At 68.1% G+C, this 15,254-nt stretch carries 16 protein-coding genes and 1 riboswitch; of the genes, 2 read left to right on the forward strand and 14 right to left on the reverse strand.

Annotated features, from left to right (window positions below):
- Positions 1 to 41: 41 nt before the first annotated feature.
- The 12 genes from PVT71_RS03350 to miaB form a co-directional block, all read right to left on the reverse strand.
- Complete coding sequence (locus PVT71_RS03350; protein ID WP_353473079.1) at positions 42 to 773, reverse strand: endonuclease/exonuclease/phosphatase family protein; 732 nt, start codon at positions 771 to 773, stop codon at positions 42 to 44.
- Positions 774 to 784: 11 nt separating this feature from the next.
- Positions 785 to 2,203: a cardiolipin synthase gene (gene cls, locus PVT71_RS03355; RefSeq protein ID WP_353473080.1), complete on the reverse strand. Its 1,419-nt coding sequence runs from the start codon at positions 2,201 to 2,203 to the stop codon at positions 785 to 787.
- 117 nt (positions 2,204 to 2,320) lie between these two features.
- Positions 2,321 to 3,109, reverse strand: coding sequence for an exodeoxyribonuclease III (locus tag PVT71_RS03360; protein WP_353473081.1), 789 nt, complete (start codon positions 3,107 to 3,109; stop codon positions 2,321 to 2,323).
- 68 nt (positions 3,110 to 3,177) lie between these two features.
- A complete protein-coding gene (locus tag PVT71_RS03365) occupies positions 3,178 to 4,080 on the reverse strand; it encodes a DMT family transporter (protein ID WP_353473082.1) in 903 nt (300 codons plus the stop codon).
- Positions 4,081 to 4,231: 151 nt separating this feature from the next.
- Positions 4,232 to 5,416, reverse strand: coding sequence for a methionine adenosyltransferase (metK, locus tag PVT71_RS03370; protein ID WP_353473083.1), 1,185 nt, complete (start codon positions 5,414 to 5,416; stop codon positions 4,232 to 4,234).
- Positions 5,417 to 5,419: 3 nt separating this feature from the next.
- Positions 5,420 to 5,468, reverse strand: a riboswitch (SAM-SAH riboswitch).
- Between the two features lie 37 nt (positions 5,469 to 5,505).
- Positions 5,506 to 7,080, reverse strand: coding sequence for an apolipoprotein N-acyltransferase (gene lnt / locus PVT71_RS03375; RefSeq protein ID WP_353473084.1), 1,575 nt, complete (start codon positions 7,078 to 7,080; stop codon positions 5,506 to 5,508).
- Entirely contained in the window at positions 7,073 to 8,050 is a 978-nt protein-coding gene (locus PVT71_RS03380; RefSeq protein WP_353473085.1) for a hemolysin family protein, read from the reverse strand. The genes lnt and PVT71_RS03380 overlap by 8 nt, the downstream gene beginning before the upstream one ends.
- A 23-nt stretch (positions 8,051 to 8,073) precedes the next feature.
- On the reverse strand, positions 8,074 to 8,589 hold the full coding sequence (gene ybeY, locus PVT71_RS03385) for an rRNA maturation RNase YbeY (protein ID WP_353473086.1): 516 nt from the start codon (positions 8,587 to 8,589) through the stop codon (positions 8,074 to 8,076).
- A 69-nt stretch (positions 8,590 to 8,658) separates the two neighbouring features.
- Positions 8,659 to 9,639, reverse strand: a complete 981-nt coding sequence (locus PVT71_RS03390) for a PhoH family protein (protein ID WP_353473087.1) — start codon at positions 9,637 to 9,639, stop codon at positions 8,659 to 8,661.
- A 150-nt stretch (positions 9,640 to 9,789) separates the two neighbouring features.
- Entirely contained in the window at positions 9,790 to 10,101 is a 312-nt protein-coding gene (locus tag PVT71_RS03395) for a hypothetical protein (RefSeq protein WP_353473088.1), read from the reverse strand.
- A gap of 14 nt (positions 10,102 to 10,115) precedes the next feature.
- Positions 10,116 to 10,727, reverse strand: a complete 612-nt coding sequence (locus tag PVT71_RS03400) for an OmpA family protein (RefSeq protein ID WP_353473089.1) — start codon at positions 10,725 to 10,727, stop codon at positions 10,116 to 10,118.
- Between the two features lie 241 nt (positions 10,728 to 10,968).
- Positions 10,969 to 12,276, reverse strand: a complete 1,308-nt coding sequence (gene miaB / locus PVT71_RS03405; protein WP_353473090.1) for a tRNA (N6-isopentenyl adenosine(37)-C2)-methylthiotransferase MiaB — start codon at positions 12,274 to 12,276, stop codon at positions 10,969 to 10,971.
- 112 nt (positions 12,277 to 12,388) lie between these two features.
- Between miaB and PVT71_RS03410 the strand changes: the two genes are divergently transcribed.
- Entirely contained in the window at positions 12,389 to 13,270 is an 882-nt protein-coding gene (locus PVT71_RS03410; RefSeq protein WP_353473091.1) for a hypothetical protein, read from the forward strand.
- A 16-nt stretch (positions 13,271 to 13,286) separates the two neighbouring features.
- On the opposite strand, the gene PVT71_RS03415 is transcribed toward PVT71_RS03410, so the two are convergent.
- Both PVT71_RS03415 and irrA read right to left on the reverse strand, forming a co-directional pair.
- On the reverse strand, positions 13,287 to 13,973 hold the full coding sequence (locus PVT71_RS03415) for an FAD-binding oxidoreductase (protein ID WP_353473092.1): 687 nt from the start codon (positions 13,971 to 13,973) through the stop codon (positions 13,287 to 13,289).
- A 163-nt stretch (positions 13,974 to 14,136) separates the two neighbouring features.
- Positions 14,137 to 14,553 (reverse strand): iron response transcriptional regulator IrrA, encoded by a 417-nt coding sequence (gene irrA, locus PVT71_RS03420; protein WP_353473093.1) that lies wholly within the window; start codon positions 14,551 to 14,553, stop codon positions 14,137 to 14,139.
- Positions 14,554 to 14,741: 188 nt separating this feature from the next.
- Between irrA and fabA the strand changes: the two genes are divergently transcribed.
- Positions 14,742 to 15,251, forward strand: a complete 510-nt coding sequence (fabA, locus tag PVT71_RS03425) for a bifunctional 3-hydroxydecanoyl-ACP dehydratase/trans-2-decenoyl-ACP isomerase (protein ID WP_095882308.1) — start codon at positions 14,742 to 14,744, stop codon at positions 15,249 to 15,251.
- The last annotated feature ends 3 nt before the right edge of the window (positions 15,252 to 15,254 follow it).

Raw genomic sequence — 15,254 nt, forward strand, 5'->3', positions numbered from 1 at the left:
CGCGATGCAAGACCGGCGCGGCGTAGGGCGCGGCGGCGGGCTCAGCCCCGGCGCGACAGCTGGGCCCAGATCGGCAGGTGGTCCGAGGCCCGGCGCGCGGCGCCGCCCTCCTCCACCCCGGCATCGTCGAGCGCCAGCGCGCTGCCGTAGGCGATCCCGTCCAGCGCCACGAAGGGGCGCGAGGCATGGTAGCTGCGGCCCGGCAGGGTGAGGGTGAAGTCGCGCTCCCAGGGCTCGTAGCCGCGCACGTCGGACCATTCGTTGAAATCTCCGAAGATCGCCGCCTCGGCGCGCAGCTCGCCCAGCTGGTCGCGGATCTCGGACATCTGCTTGAGCCGGAAGCGGCGCAGCAGCCCGAGATGCGCGCCGACCACGTTCACCCCCTCGACCCGCGCCATCACCGCGCCGCGCGGCTCGAGCCCGGGAAGCTCGAAGCGCCGGGTCTCGGACACCTCGAGCCCCTTGCGCACGAAGATCGCGTTGCCGTGCCAGCCAAGGCTGACGTCGTTGCGGGCAAGGGCGACGACCTCGTAATCGGTCTCCTGCGCGATCAGGAAGCGCGGGATCGCGGCGGGCCGCGGCCCGAGCCGCAGGTCGGCCTCCTGCAGCACCACCACGTCGGCACCGATCTGGTTGATCACGTGCAGGATGCGCGCCGGATCGCGGCGGCGGTCGATGCCCATGGCCTTGCGGATATTGTAGCTCGCGACCTTGAGCACGGCCTTCGGAGCGGCGGCGGCGGCGCGTTTCGGGGAGGAGGAAGCAGACGACATGGCGGACACCTTCACAGGATCGGAGCCAGCAGCCGCGCGAAGGGCGCGGCGGCGCGGACCCACAGCGGATGCGCGCTCAGCGGCTTCTCCATCTTGTAGGCGCTGGTGAAATCGGCCTCCAGCATCTTCGCCACCCGCGACGCGAAGCCGCGGTCGAAAATCACTGCCATTGTCTCGAAATTGAGCCGGAACGAGCGATTGTCGAGGTTGGCCGAACCCACCGCCGCAAGGTCGTCGTCCACCAGCACCACCTTCTGGTGCACGAAGCCGCCCTCGTAGCGCAGCACCTCGACCCCCGCCGCGCGGACCTCGTCGAAGAAGGCATGGGCGGCAAGCCAGGGCAGGTAGTGGTCGATCGCGTCGGGCACCAGCACCTTCACGTCGCAGCCGCGCAGCGCCGCGCTGACGAGGGCCGAGAGCACGTCCTGGTCGGGCACGAAATAGGGCGTGGCGATCCACACCCGGTCACGCGCCTCGGCCAGTGCCGAGATGAAGAAGAGCGCGCCGGTGTCCATGTCGTCGGCCGGGCCCGAGGGCAGCACCAGCCCGGTGAGGTTCGCCTCGGCGCTGTCGGGCCGCCAGTTCAGCCCGCCGCCGATGCTCTCGCCCGTGGCCCAGTGCCAGTCCTCGGCGAAGACGATCTGCAGTTGCGCCACCATCGGGCCGCACAGGTGCAGGTGCGTGTCACGCCAGGGGCCGAAGGTCGGGTTCTTGCCAAGGTAGTCGTCCTTGACGTTGTGCCCGCCGATGAAGCCTTCCTGCCCGTCGATGATCACCGTCTTGCGGTGGTTGCGGAAGTTGATCTGGAAGCGCTTGGTCGGGCCCGGCGCGTTGGCGGGATCGACGACCTGCACCCCGGCGTCGCGCAGCGCCTTGAGGTAATGCGATGGCAGCCCGTAGCTGCCCACCCCGTCGAAGATCAGCCGCACCTCGACCCCGCGCGCGGCGGCGGCGATCATGTGCTCGGCCATGGCATTGCCCACGCCGTCCTCGGCGATCGTGTAGAACTGCACCAGCAGGTAGTGCTGCGCCCGGTCCATCGCCGCGAAGACCGCGTCGAAGGTCGCCTCGCCGTCGACCAGAAGCTCGGCGGAGTTGCCGCCCACCGCCGGCATGGCCGCCAGCCGCTCGAAGGCGCGGTAGCGCATGGGATCGGAGCCGGCGGCCGGGTAGTCGGCGCTGAAGGCATTCATCTCGCGCCGCACGAGGCGGCTGCTGCGCCGGGTGACCCGGTAGCCCTTGAGCTTGTGCTGACCGAAGAACATGTAGGCCGGAAGGGCGAACCACGGCGCCGCCAGCAGGAACACCGTCCAGGCCGCCGCCCCCTGCGGCGTGCGCGCGGTGGTGATCGCGCGCCAGACGGCGAAGGCCACCAGCATTGGCAGGACAACTGCCAGAAGGACGGCAAAGATCGTGGTGTTCGAGCCCATGCGTGGCGCTCCGATGCTGCGTCCGGGAACCATGTCCGGGCCCCGCCTCAACCAGAGCGCATCGCGGATTGTTCCGCAAGCGCCCGGACTTGTCGCAGGTCCGGGCGCTTCTGTGGCTCAGAGGTCGAAGCTGGCGAAAACCGGCACGTGGTCCGAGGGTTTCTCCCAGCCCCGCGCGTCGCGAAGGATGCGCGAGCCGTGGCCGGCGTTCGAGATGTCGGGCGTCGCCCAGACGTGGTCGAGCCGCCGCCCCTTGTCCGCCGCGTCCCAGTCGCGCGCGCGGTAGGACCACCACGAGTAGAGCAGCCCCTCGGGGATGTCCTGCCGGGTGATGTCGACCCACTTGCCCGCGTCCTGCACCTGCGCGAGGTGCTCGACCTCGACCGGCGTGTGCGAGACGATCTTCAGCAGCGCCTTGTGGCTCCAGACGTCATCCTCGCGCGGGGCGATGTTGAGATCGCCGACGAGGATCGACTTCTCGGGCGCGTGGGCGTGGAACCAGTCGCGCATCTCGGTCAGGTAGTCGAGCTTCTGGCCGAACTTCTCGTTGATCTCGCGGTTCGGCTCGTCGCCGCCGGCGGGGACGTAGAAGTTGTGGATGGTGACGCCGTTCTCGAGCCTGCCCGCGACGTGGCGGGCATGGCCGAGCGTGGCGAAGTCCTGGTCCCCGGCGTCGAGCAGCGGCAGTTTCGACAGGATGGCGACGCCGTTGTAGCCCTTCTGGCCGCGCGCCACGACATGGGTGTAGCCAAGCGCCGCGAACTGCTCGAGCGGGATCTTGTCGACCGGGCTCTTGGTCTCCTGCAGGCACAGCACGTCTGGCCCGTGCTCGGCGAGCAGCTTGAGGACGATGGGCTCGCGCAGGCGGACCGAGTTGATGTTCCAGGTGGCAAGGGTGAAGGACATGGGACGGACTCCTCGTTTGGCGCGGAAAATGTCAGCCCCCCGCCCCGCGTGCAACCCGGAAGCGGCGCTCAGAGCACCAGAACGAGGATGAACACCGACAGGCAGAGGAATCCGATGCCCGCCAGCTCGCGCCGGGTGATGCGCTCCTTGAAGAAGAGCACCGAGGCCATGAGCGAGAAGATCAGCTCGACCTGCCCCAGCGCCTGCACGTAGGCGGCGGTCTGCAGCGTGAAGGCGGTGAACCACGACAGGCTCCCGGCCATGGAGGTGAGGCCGAGCCAGATCGCGGTGCGCCGTGCCTGCCAGACCGCGGTGATCTGCCCCGGCTCGAAGAGCCTGAGCCAGATCGCCATGCCGATCGCCTGCGACAGCACCACGCAGACCAGCGTGACGCCGGCGCGCAGGAAGGGCACGTCCGAGGCGATCTCGAGCGAGGCGCCGCGGTAGCCGACGCCGGAGATGGCGAAGAAGAAGCCCGAGGCGAGGCCGAGCGCCACCGCCCGGCTGCCCATGCGCCGCAGCCAGTTGCCCGAGAGGCCCGGCGTCTCCGAAAGCAGCAGCACCCCGACGAGGCCGACGAGGATCGCGCCCCAGCCCGCCGCCGAGATGTTTTCGCCCAGCACCGCAAGGCCTACGAGCGCGGTCTGGATCACCTCGGTCTTCTTGAAGGTGATGCCGACCGCGAAATTGCGCTGCCGGAACAGCGCCACGACGAAGACCGTGGCGAGGATCTGCCCCAGCGCGCCGAAGAGCGCGTAGGCCCAGAAGTTCGCGCCCAGCTGCGGCCAGCCCTGCCCCGTGGCGAACAGGTATCCGCCGACCACCAGCACGGCGGCGGGGGCGGCATAGGCGAAGCGCGCGAAGGTCGAGGAGGTTGCCGTGAGCCCGCCCGTGCTCAGCACCTTGTGCAGCATGAAGCGCAAGGTCTGGAAGAAGGCGGCAGAGAGGGTGACGGCAATCCACAAATCCATGCCGCTGGCATGGCACGCGGCACGGGGATTGACCATAGGTCAGTCGAAAAAAGCGGCGCGGGCCAGAGGTTTCCCTCCGGCCCGCGACATATTTCCCAGCCAAATCCGGTCGACCGGATTTGCAAATCTCTTCGAAGAGATTTGCCCGGCCTCAGACCTCGCGCTTCAGCGCCTCGGCAAGGTCGGTGCGCTCCCAGGAGAAGCCGCCGTCCTCGTCCGGCGCGCGGCCGAAGTGGCCATAGGCGGCGGTGCGCTGGTAGATCGGCTTGTTCAGCTCGAGATGGGTGCGGATGCCGCGCGGGGTCAGGTCCATGACCCGCGGGATCGCGCGCTCGATCGCCTCGGCCTCGAGATCGCCGGTGGTGCCGTGGGTGTCGACGTAGATCGACAGCGGCTTGGCGACGCCGATGGCATAGGAGAGCTGCACGGTGCAGCGCTCGGCCAGACCCGCGGCAACCACGTTCTTGGCAAGGTAGCGCGCGGCATAGGCGGCCGAGCGGTCGACCTTGCTCGGATCCTTGCCCGAGAAGGCGCCGCCGCCGTGCGGGGCCGCGCCGCCGTAGGTGTCGACGATGATCTTGCGGCCGGTGAGGCCGGCGTCACCGTCGGGCCCGCCGATGACGAACTTGCCGGTCGGGTTCACCCACCACTCGGTCTCGGGGCAGATCCATCCCTCGGGCAGGGTGGCGCGGATGTAGGGCTCGACGATGGCACGGATGTCGTCCGAGGTCTGGCCCTCGTCGGTGTGCTGGGTCGACAGCACGATCGAGGTCACGCCGACTGGCTTGCCACCCACATAGCGCACCGAGATCTGCGACTTGGCATCCGGCCCGAGCATCGGCTCGGCGCCGGACTTGCGCACCTCGGCGAGGCGCTTGAGCACGGCGTGCGAGTAGAGGATCGGCGCCGGCATCAGCTCGGGCGTCTCGTTGGTGGCGTAGCCGAACATGATGCCCTGGTCGCCCGCGCCCTCGTCGCGGTTGCCGGCACCGGTCACGCCCTGCGCGATATGCGCGGACTGCTCGTGCAGCAGGTTGGTCACCTCGCAGGTCGCGTGGTGAAACTTGTCCTGCTCGTAACCGATGTCCTTGATGCAGGCCCGCGCGATGTCGGGGATGTGCTGCATGTAGTCGTGCAGCTTGTCCTGGTCGGTAAGGCCGATTTCACCGCCGATCACCACGCGGTTGGTCGTGGCGAAGGTCTCGCAGGCGACACGCGCCAGCGGATCCTCCGCCAGCAGCGCGTCGAGCACGGCATCGGAAATGCGGTCGCACACCTTGTCGGGGTGCCCCTCGGAGACGGATTCCGAGGTAAAGATATAATTCTGTCGGGACATAAGCGCTCCATTAGGTACCAGCTGTCACGCCAGGAAGCCGTTGTGACAGGGATATGACTGACTCTGGCTACGCTGCACGACTAGGCGCGTCAATCGAAATTGCGGCGGCGCGGCACAAAAGCAAACAGCATCAGAAGCGCGAGCAGGCCCAGCAGGGGCAGGTCCCCGGTGCGGCTGTAGAGCGTGACCCGCAGCGGCGGCGGCAGGCGCGCGTCAATGAAGCCCGCCTCGTTGAGCGGCAGCGATTTCAGCACCCGCCCCGCCCCGTCGATCACCGCCGAGACGCCGGTATTGGCCGCGCGCAGCAGCGGCAGCCCCTGCTCGATCGCCCGGATCCGCGCCTGCGCAAGGTGCTGGTAGGGTCCGGAGAAATTGCCGAACCAGGCGTCGTTGGTGATCTGCAGCAGAAGCTCGGGCCGCGCCGCGGCGCGCAGGTCCTGCGGGAAGACCGCCTCGTAGCAGATCAGCGGCAGCGCCAGTCCCATCTGCCCGCCAAGGTCCAGCAGCTTGGCCCCCGGCCCGGCGGAATAGCCGCCCTCGGCCCGCGCCGCGATGCCGCTGACGTTGATGTGCTTGAAGAGCTCCTTGAAGGGCATGTACTCGCCGAAGGGCACGAGGTGGTGCTTGTCGTAGACCGCCTCGACCTTCGGCCCCTGCGAGACCAGCGCCAGCGAGTTGTAGTAGTCGTACCCCTCGCTGCGCTGGATGCCGAGCACCACGCGGCCCGGCAGGGCGGCGTCGGTGATCACCCGGAGCTCGGCCCCGGCGTTTTCCAGCAGCCGCGGCACCGCGGTCTCGGGCCAGACGATCAGCTCGGGGCGCGGCAGCCCGTCCTGCGGCGGGGCCGCGGTGAAATCGACCTGCCGCTCGAAGAAGATCGGCACGTAGGCGCGGTCCCATTTCTGGGTCTGCGCCGCATTGGGCTGCACGAGGCGCACCACCGGCCGCCCGCCCAGATCCTGCAGCGGCGGCACCATCTGCGCCCCGCCCCAGAGCAGCGCCCCGAGAAGCGCCACGCCCGCGATCGCCGGTTTCAACGCGCCGCGCAGCGCGCAGGCCAGAAGCGCCGCCAGCCCGAGCGTCACCAGGGTAAGGCCGAAGGAGCCGGTCCAGGCCACCCATTGGATGGCGTCGGTCGGCTCCCAGAGGTAGCCGACCAGCCCCCAGGGGAAGCCGGTGAAGAGATAGCCGCGCGCCAGCTCGGCCAGCGTCCAGGCCACGACGAGCGCGAAGAGGCGCGCGCGGGGTGCCTGCGCCGCGCCCCAGAAGGCCACGCCCCAGAAGAGCGCGAGCCCGGCCGCCATGAAGAAGAGCGCGAAGGGGGCCATCCAGGCGGTTACCGCGGCATCCACCTGGAAGGGCTCGGTCAGCCAGTTCAGTGCAAGGCCGAAATAGCCCGTGCCCACGCCCATGCCGATGACCAGCGCCGCGCGGGAACTGCGCTGCAGCGAGAAGAGCGCCATCGACAGCACGAGCCCGGCAAGCGCCACGAACCACAGGTTCCACGGTGCCTGCCCCAGCGCCATCATGCCGCCGCAGGCCAGCGCCGGAAGCAGCCGGAAGCGGCCCGTGAGCAGCCGCGCAGCCCGGTCAGAGACCGGGGAGGTCATGTCGCGACGCGCCTCTGCCAGCCCTTCACCCGGCCGCACCTCCGGTTCAGCCACGCGCGGCTCCGGCTTCGCCGCCGTTCACCTGCGCCACACCCTCGGGTTTCGCCGGGGGCAGCAGCGCCGGGGTCGCGATGGGTCCGTCGGGCTTTGCCGGCGCGGAGGGGCGCACGCGCAGCCGCTTGATGCGGCGCGGGTCCGCGTCCACCACCTCGAAGTCGATGCCGTCGGGATGCGGGATCACCTCGCCGCGCGCGGGCACGTGCCCGGCGAGCATGAAGACCAGGCCGCCCAGCGTGTCGATCTCCTCTTCGTCGATCTCGTCGGGATCGGTGAGCGCAAGCCCGGTCGCGGCCTCGAACTCCTGCAGCGGGGTCTTGGCGAGTGCCAGCCAGCTGCCCGACTTCTCGCGGAAGAAGTTGCGCCCTTCCTCGGTGTCGTGCTCGTCCTCGATCTCGCCGATGACCTGTTCGATCAGGTCCTCGATGGTCACGAGCCCGTCGACCCCGCCGTATTCGTCGATCACCAGCGCCATGTGCCGGCGTTCGGTCTGCATCTTGGTGAGCAGCACGCCGATCGGCATCGAGGGCGGCACGAAGAGCAGCGGACGCAGCATCTTCTTCATGTCGAACTCCTCGCCGTGGCCGTTGAAGCCGTGCAGCAGGGCGAAGTCCTTGAGGTGCACCATGCCGACGGGCGTATCGAGCGTGCCGGAATAGACCGGCAGGCGGGTCATGCCGCTGTCGCGGAAGACCGTCACGAGTTCGTCCTTGGTGAGGGTGTCGGGCACGGCGACGATTTCCGCCTTGGGAATCGCCACGTCCTCGACGCGCATGCGCCGGAGGTTCATCATGCCATGTACGGGCCGCTCATAGGCTGCCACGAGATCCTGCCCCGGTTCGCCTTCCTCGCCGATGCCATTGGCACGGCCCGAGAAAATGCGTTTGAAGAAGCCCGGAGGCCTGTCTATCTGCTCGTTTTCCTGCGCGCCTTGCGCTGCATTAGACGAGCCGTCGTTGTCTCCCATCGGTCCTTTTGATCCTGTGTCTCTCAGAGGTCAGACGAATATGGGTCCGCGATACCCATTTTGCCAAGTATTTCCGTCTCGATATTTTCCATGAGCGTCGCATCGCCGTCACGCACGTGATCATAGCCCAGAAGATGCAAAGTTCCATGAACGACGAGATGGGTGACGTGGTCGGTGAGCGATTTTCCCGCCTCCTGCGCCTCGAGCGCGCAGGTCTCGTAGGCGATGGCCAGATCGCCGAGCTCGGTGGCGAAGGGCCCCTCCTCCGCCTCGGGCAGCTCGGGCGTGTCGCCCTCGGTCTCGGCACCGCGCTCCTCGGAGGGCCAGGACAGCACGTTGGTGGGCGTCGGCTTCTCGCGGAACTCGGCGTTCAGCTCGGCGATGCGGGCGTCGTCGCAGGCCAGCACGGCGATCTCGAACCCGTCCGGATCGAGGCCGAGATGCTCCAGCGCCGCACGCGCCGCGGTCTCGGCGAGGTCTTCGAGCCCGGCCTCCTCCCAGCGGTCGTCCTCGATGATCGTATCGGTCAGCTGAGCCATGTGTGCAAGCCGGGGGCGCCGCCCCCGGACCCCCGGTTTGTGTGAGACTGGACGAAGCAGCGGGCGCCGTCAGGCCCCGCGCTCCGCGTCCTTCTCGTAGGCCTCGATGATCTTCGCCACAAGGGGGTGGCGCACCACGTCGGCGGAGGTGAAGTAGTTGAAGCTGATCTTCTCGATGTGGGTCAGCAGGCGCTCGGCGTCCTGCAGGCCCGACATCACCCCGCGCGGCAGGTCGACCTGGCTGCGGTCGCCGGTGATCACCATGCGGCTGCCCTCGCCGAGGCGGGTGAGGAACATCTTCATCTGCATCGAGGTGGCGTTCTGCGCCTCGTCGAGCACCACGAAGGCGTTCGACAGGGTGCGGCCGCGCATGAAGGCGAGCGGCGCGATCTCGATGGTCTTCTCCTCCATCATCTTGGCCAGCTGCTTGCCGGGCAGGAAGTCGTTCAGCGCGTCGTAGAGCGGCTGCATGTAGGGATCGACCTTGTCCTTCATGTCGCCGGGCAGGTAGCCGAGCTTCTCACCCGCCTCGACCGCCGGGCGGCTGAGGATGATCTTGTCGACCTGTCCGGTGATGAAGAGGTTCACGCCGACGGCGACGGCGAGATAGGTCTTGCCGGTGCCGGCCGGGCCGATGCCGAAGGCCAGTTCGTGCTCGAACAGCGAGCGGACATAGGCCTTCTGCGCGTCGGTGCGCGGCTCCACGAGTTTCTTGCGTGTCTTGATCTCGACCTTGCCGCCCGAGAACATCTCGAGCTGGTCACCGGTTTCCTGTTCTTCGGGGGCGAGTCGGAATTCGCGGTCGATGTCGCCGCGTCCGACGGTGCGCCCCTGCTCGAGCCGCTGGTAGAGCGCGTTCAGCACCTCGCGCGCGGCGTCCTGCGCCTCGGCCGGGCCGTGCAGCGCCAAGAGGTTGCCACGGCGCAGGATTTGCACCCCGGTTCGGGCTTCGATGTCGGTGAGGTTGCGGTCATATTCGCCGCACAGATCGATGAGGAGGCGGTTGTCCGGAAATTCCAGGATGGCTTCGGTCAGGATGCCTGTGTTCACGCATGTCTCCTGCGCTTGAGTGCAAGTTGATGGTGCCAAGCCCCGGGGCCTCAGGTCAAGCAGCTTCGGTCCGGTGGCGGGAGGAATGAAGCAAAACGGCCGCGCGGTGGGCACCGCGCGGCCGTTGGCATTGGTATGGGAGCCGGGGGCTCAGAGCGGGTCCCCGATCACCGAGGTGGCCCCTTGCTTGAAGTCGCCGGTGGCGACCGTCGGCGGGGCGATGCCGGAGCAGACCGGCTTGCCGTACTTGTCGAGACGGCGGGCGAGGTAGCCCTCGACGCCGTCATCGGCGATCCAGTTGTCGCAGCCGTCGGGATCGACCCAGACGCCCCAGCGGATCTGCGACAGGTCGTTGCGGTCGATCAGGTTGACGTCCCGGCTCTTGTCGGCGCCGATCGGCATGTCGCAGGCGGCAAGGCCCGAGACGGCGGCGAGCACGAGGGTGAGTTTGGCGAAGGTCATCGGTCCGGTCCCCCTCAGCGCACGCACAGGATTTCGACACGGCGGTTCTGCGCCATGCCCTCGACGGTGCTGTTGGTCGCCACCGGGTAGTTCTCGCCATAGCCGCGCACGTCGATCACGCGGGCGCCGGTGGCATGGGCCACCGAGGCCACGGAGTTGGCACGGTTGAGGCTCAGCCGGTCGTTGTAGGCGTTGCTGGCGCGCGAGTCGGTGTGGCCGACGATGATGTAGCCAAAGGCGGTGGAGTTGCGGAAGAACTCCTCGAGGCGGCCGCGGCTCTGCGGGTAGATGCGGTAGCTGTCGGTGGCGAAATACTGGTCCGCCTTCAGCGTGCCGCAGACGTTGACCTCGTGGCAGACCGGACGGCCGTCGCGGGTCACACGCGAAACGGCATAGCCCTCGGCGCCGTCGTCCATCACCCAGATCTCGCAGCCGTCCGGCGAAAGCGAGATGCCCGGAATGTAGCGCTCGCCGCGGATGGTGCGGGTGTTCTGCGTGGAAATGATCGGTGTGTTGAGACCGTCCGCGGCAGCCGCCGCCGGGGCGGCGAGCCCGGTCAGGGCCAGCGCGGGAACCGCCGCTGCCCCCAGAACGCCGCGGAGGGCCTTGGAAAAGCGTGTCGCCACAGCCTCTGTCCCCTTCGATGTTGATACCCAATGGCGCTCCGGCGCGACTGATCTCGCACCCGAGGCAAACCCCTTACGCGACGGGAGAGTATCAGCAATTTCCAGCCTGTGAAGGGGAAACCACCATATATTGTGTCCAAAAGCCACTCACCCACGTCAATCAGCGCACATTGTCGCCGACGCGAGGCCAATCACCCAAGAAGACCCCGGACCTGTGGCAAAAATACGGCGCGAGTCGCGATCAGACCAGCTCGCCCTTCAGCGAGTTGGTGCCGGAGGAAAGGATGCGCACCCGGCGCAGGTCGCCGGCGGCAAGACCCTCGCCGGTCACGTGCACCGCGTGCAGGTAGTCGGACTTGCCGCTCATCTGCCCCGGGTGGCGGCCGGACCTCTCGAAGAGCACGCCGACCTCGCGGCCGACCATGGCGTCCTGCAGCGCGCGCTGCTGGCGGCCCAGAAGCGCCTGCAGGCGCTGCAGCCGGTCGTCTTTTTCAGCCTCGGAGACCTGCGGGCGCTCGGCGGCCGGGGTGCCCGGACGCTCGGAATACTTGAAGGAGAAGGCCGAGCCGTATTGCACCGCCTCGACGATGTCGAGCGTGGCCCGGAAGTCCTCCTCGGTCTCTTCAGGGAAGCCGACGATGAAGTCGCCCGACAGGTGCAGGTCGGGCCGCGCCGCGCGCAGCCGCTCGACCAGCCGCAGGTAGCTCTCGGCGCTGTGGTGGCGGTTCATCCGCTTGAGGATGCGGTCCGATCCGGACTGCACCGGCAGGTGCAGGTAGGGCATCAGCTTGCCGATCTCGGCATGGGCGGCGATCAGAGCGTCGTCCATGTCGTTCGGGTGCGAGGTGGTGAAGCGGATGCGCTCGAGCCCGTCGATCTTCGCGAGGTCGCGGATGAGCCCGGCAAGCCCCTTCTCGTGCCCGTGGTAGGCGTTGACGTTCTGCCCCAGCAGGGTGATCTCGCGCACGCCGCGCTCGACGAGGTCGCGCGCCTCGGTGAGCACGCGCGCGGCAGGGCGCGAGACCTCGGCGCCGCGGGTGTAGGGAACCACGCAGAAGGCGCAGAACTTGTCGCAGCCCTCCTGCACGGTCAGGAAGGCGGTTGGCCCGCGCTTGGCCTTGGGACGCGCGGCCAGCTTCTCGAACTTGTCCTCCTCGGGGAAATCGGTGTCGAGCGCCCGCCCGCCCTGCGCCACCCGCGCCTCGAGCTCGGGCAGGCGGTGGTAGCTCTGCGGGCCGACGACGATGTCGACCAGCGGCTGGCGCCGGATGATCTCGCGCCCCTCTGCCTGGGCGACGCAGCCCGCGACGCCGATCTTGAGGCCCGGCTTCTCCTCCTTGAGATGCCGCAGCCGCCCCAGTTCGGAATAGACCTTCTCGGCCGCCTTCTCGCGGATGTGGCAGGTGTTGAGCAGGATCATGTCCGCGTCTTCCGGGCTCTGCGTCTCGACGTAGCCCTGCGGACCGAGGGCCTCGACCATGCGCTCGCTGTCGTAGACGTTCATCTGGCACCCGTAGGTCTTGATGAAGAGCTTCTTCGGCTGGGACATGGGAGGACTCCGGTGCGGCGGTTCAGGGCGTGCGCATAGCGCAAAACCGCCCCGTCTTGCAATGCGCGGGCTTTTCCCCGACTGTCCGGGCAAAACGCCGGGCGAAGAGCGGATGCAGTATAGCGGGTTGGACGAGTTCCTGAAACGGCAGGCGGCGGGGCTGGGCAAGGGCCCGGCACAGCGCCCGCTGGCGATGATCTTCTGCGAGGACCAGGCCGAGGTCGACACCACCGCGCGCCATCACATGCAGCTGGGCTTCGCCCCCGTCCTGATGTTCATGCCCCGCCACCTGGCGCTCGCCCCCGATGTCGCCGAGCGCGTCCTTCGGATCGACTTCGACCCGCACGCGCCGGGAGCGGTGCCGCGGGCGGTCTCGCGGGTGGCCTCCGCCGCGCCCGGATGCTGGATGTTCTACTGCTACAACGCCGAGTTCCTCTTCTACCCGTTCTGCGAGACCCGCAGCATTGCCGAGATGCTGGCCTTCCATGGCGAGGAACGGCGCGACGCGATGCTGACCTACGTGATCGACCTCTACGCCGGGGATCTCGGTGCCGCGCCCGACGCCGTCTCGCTCGACGACGCCTGGCTCGACCGCTCGGGCTATTACGCGCTGGCGCGGCCCGACCCGGCGAACCGCGGCCACCCGAAGGAGCGGCAGCTCGATTTCTTCGGCGGGTTGCGCTGGCGCTTCGACGAGCACGTGCCGAAGGAGCGGCGCAAGATCGACCGCATCGCGCTCTTCCGCGCGGCAAAAAGCCTCGGGCTGCGCGACGATCACACCTTCAACGTCGAGGAATACAACACCTACGCCTGCCCCTGGCACCACAACCTGACCGCCGCGCTCGCCTCGTTCCGCACCGCAAAGGCGCTGAAGCGCAACCCCGGCTCGAGCGACGGCATCGCGAGCTTCCGCTGGCGCAACTCCGCCCGGTTCGAGTGGCACTCCCGCCAGCTGCTCGACCTCGGGCTGATGGAGCCGGGACAGTGGTTCTAGCCCCGGCGCCGCACCGTCAGTCGAACTCCTCGGTGACGATGCGCGCCTCGTCCACCCCGATCCCGCGCAGCGCCCCGGTCATGTCATCGAGCATCGGGTCGGGCCCGCAGACGTAGCAGAGATCCCGGCCCGGCTCGACCAGCTGCGCCAGGAGCTCCCCGTCGATGCGCTCGCGGTAGTGCGGGCTCTCCTCCTCGCCGGTCACGACGAAGACCGACTTGAGCCCGGGCATCGCCTCGAACTCCCCGCGCAGGATGATGTCCGCCTCGGCCTTGTTGGAGAAGACGAGCGTGTTGCCCTCGAGCGTGCCCCGCGCCTCGAGCTTCCGGCGCAGGATGGCGATGAAGGGCGTGACGCCCGCGCCGCCGGCGATGAAGACGCCGTCGCCCCGGTCCTCGATCGCCCCCCAGGGCTCCTCGACCAGCACGCTGTCGCCGGGCGACATGCGACCGATGCGCGCGGTCATCCCGGCATGGCCCTCGGCGCTCTCGGGGTAGGACTTGATGACGAATTCCAAGTGGTCCTCGCCGGGCAGCGAGGTCATGGTGAAGGGATGGCGCTCCTCGCGCCAGCCGTCGCGGTCGAGCGCCATGTCCATGGCCTGCCCGGGTTCGAACGCGAGCCCCGGGGGGCGGTCGAACACCAGGCGGTGCACGTCATGGGTCAGCGGCTCGATCGACTGAAGTGTGAGTTTGCGGCTCATGGTCGGCTCCTCTTCCGGTTGTCCGGAAAACGCCGCCGCCGCGCGCGGGGTTCCCCGACGCGCGCAAGGTGCCTTCTGCTTCTTCTCTTGAAAAATACGCCGGGGTGAATTGGCCGAAGGCCAAGAGGGGCAGCGCCCCTGCCGGTGCGGCCTCAGCCGCGGCTCACTTCCGGCGCAGGCGGATCACCACGTCGACCGAGGCGATCTCGGCCCCGTCTGGTGCCTTCGGCAGCTTGGCGATGATCAGGTCCTCCGACGGGGCGTCCGTCAGATGCCCGTCGTCTTCCCAGAAGAAATGCGGGTGGTCATGGGTGTTGGTGTCGAAGTAGCTGCGGCTGCCGTCGACGGTGACTTCCTGGATCAGCCCGACGTCGCAGAAGGCGCGCAGCGTGTTGTAGACCGTGGCCAGCGACACGCTCTCGCCCTCGGCCTGGGCCGCGGCGAAGAGGCTTTCGGCGGTGACATGGCGGTGCCTGCCGTCGCCCATGAGCAGCGCCGCGAGCGCCACGCGCTGCCGCGTCGGCCTCAGCCCTGCCTGGTTCAACCAGTCGCTGCCCCTCTGGATGGCGTCGGAAGTCATTGCTCAGTCCAATTACCTAGCTTCACAGACTGTATATAAAGGTGCACCAGCGCCCTTTTCAAACGGAAATCCAATCATGCGGCGGCGCCGGCCGCAAGGTGACACGGCGATGCGCAGGCTTGCATGGCGCGGTTTCGCGATGATAGAGGGGGCGCAACCTGAAACTAAGGACAAAGGGGCGCGCCTGCATGGCCGATTATCCCACCAGCTTCGGCAAGGAAGATCTTCTGAAATGCGCGCGCGGCGAGCTGTTCGGACCGGGCAATGCGCAGCTTCCCGCGCCGCCCATGCTGATGATGGATCGCATCACCGAGATTTCTTCGGACGGTGGCCTGCACGGCAAGGGGCATGTGGTCGCGGAATTCGACATCACGCCCGACCTCTGGTTCTTCGACTGCCACTTCCCCGGCAACCCGATCATGCCCGGCTGCCTCGGCCTTGACGGGCTCTGGCAGCTGACCGGCTTCAACCTCGGCTGGCGCGGCTGGCTGGGCCGCGGCTACGCTCTCGGCGTGGGCGAGGTGAAGCTGACCGGCATGGTCCGCCCGGACCGCAAGATGCTGACCTACAAGGTCGATTTCACCAAGGCCGTGCAGACCCGCCGGCTGACCATGGGTGTCGCCGACGGCATCGTCGAGGCGGATGGCGAAGTCATCTACCAGGTCAAAGACATGAAAGTCGCTCTTTCCGAGAGCTGAGAG

The organism is Salipiger sp. H15 (assembly GCF_040409955.1).
Taxonomy (GTDB): Bacteria; Pseudomonadota; Alphaproteobacteria; order Rhodobacterales; family Rhodobacteraceae; genus Salipiger.

Bases quoted from the DNA above. Each gene is read 5' to 3' on its own strand.
- PVT71_RS03380 (WP_353473085.1), bottom strand. From the start codon at position 8,050: ATGGGAGACAACGACGGCTCGTCTAATGCAGCGCAAGGCGCGCAGGAA.
- fabA (WP_095882308.1), top strand. From the start codon at position 14,742: ATGGCCGATTATCCCACCAGCTTCGGCAAGGAAGATCTTCTGAAATGC.
- PVT71_RS03350 (WP_353473079.1), bottom strand. From the start codon at position 773: ATGTCGTCTGCTTCCTCCTCCCCGAAACGCGCCGCCGCCGCCGCTCCG.
- PVT71_RS03415 (WP_353473092.1), bottom strand. From the start codon at position 13,973: ATGAGCCGCAAACTCACACTTCAGTCGATCGAGCCGCTGACCCATGAC.
- PVT71_RS03365 (WP_353473082.1), bottom strand. From the start codon at position 4,080: ATGGATTTGTGGATTGCCGTCACCCTCTCTGCCGCCTTCTTCCAGACC.
- miaB (WP_353473090.1), bottom strand. From the start codon at position 12,276: ATGTCCCAGCCGAAGAAGCTCTTCATCAAGACCTACGGGTGCCAGATG.
- cls (WP_353473080.1), bottom strand. From the start codon at position 2,203: ATGGGCTCGAACACCACGATCTTTGCCGTCCTTCTGGCAGTTGTCCTG.
- metK (WP_353473083.1), bottom strand. From the start codon at position 5,416: ATGTCCCGACAGAATTATATCTTTACCTCGGAATCCGTCTCCGAGGGG.
- PVT71_RS03360 (WP_353473081.1), bottom strand. From the start codon at position 3,109: ATGTCCTTCACCCTTGCCACCTGGAACATCAACTCGGTCCGCCTGCGC.
- PVT71_RS03395 (WP_353473088.1), bottom strand. From the start codon at position 10,101: ATGACCTTCGCCAAACTCACCCTCGTGCTCGCCGCCGTCTCGGGCCTT.
- PVT71_RS03410 (WP_353473091.1), top strand. From the start codon at position 12,389: ATGCAGTATAGCGGGTTGGACGAGTTCCTGAAACGGCAGGCGGCGGGG.
- irrA (WP_353473093.1), bottom strand. From the start codon at position 14,553: ATGACTTCCGACGCCATCCAGAGGGGCAGCGACTGGTTGAACCAGGCA.
- ybeY (WP_353473086.1), bottom strand. From the start codon at position 8,589: ATGGCTCAGCTGACCGATACGATCATCGAGGACGACCGCTGGGAGGAG.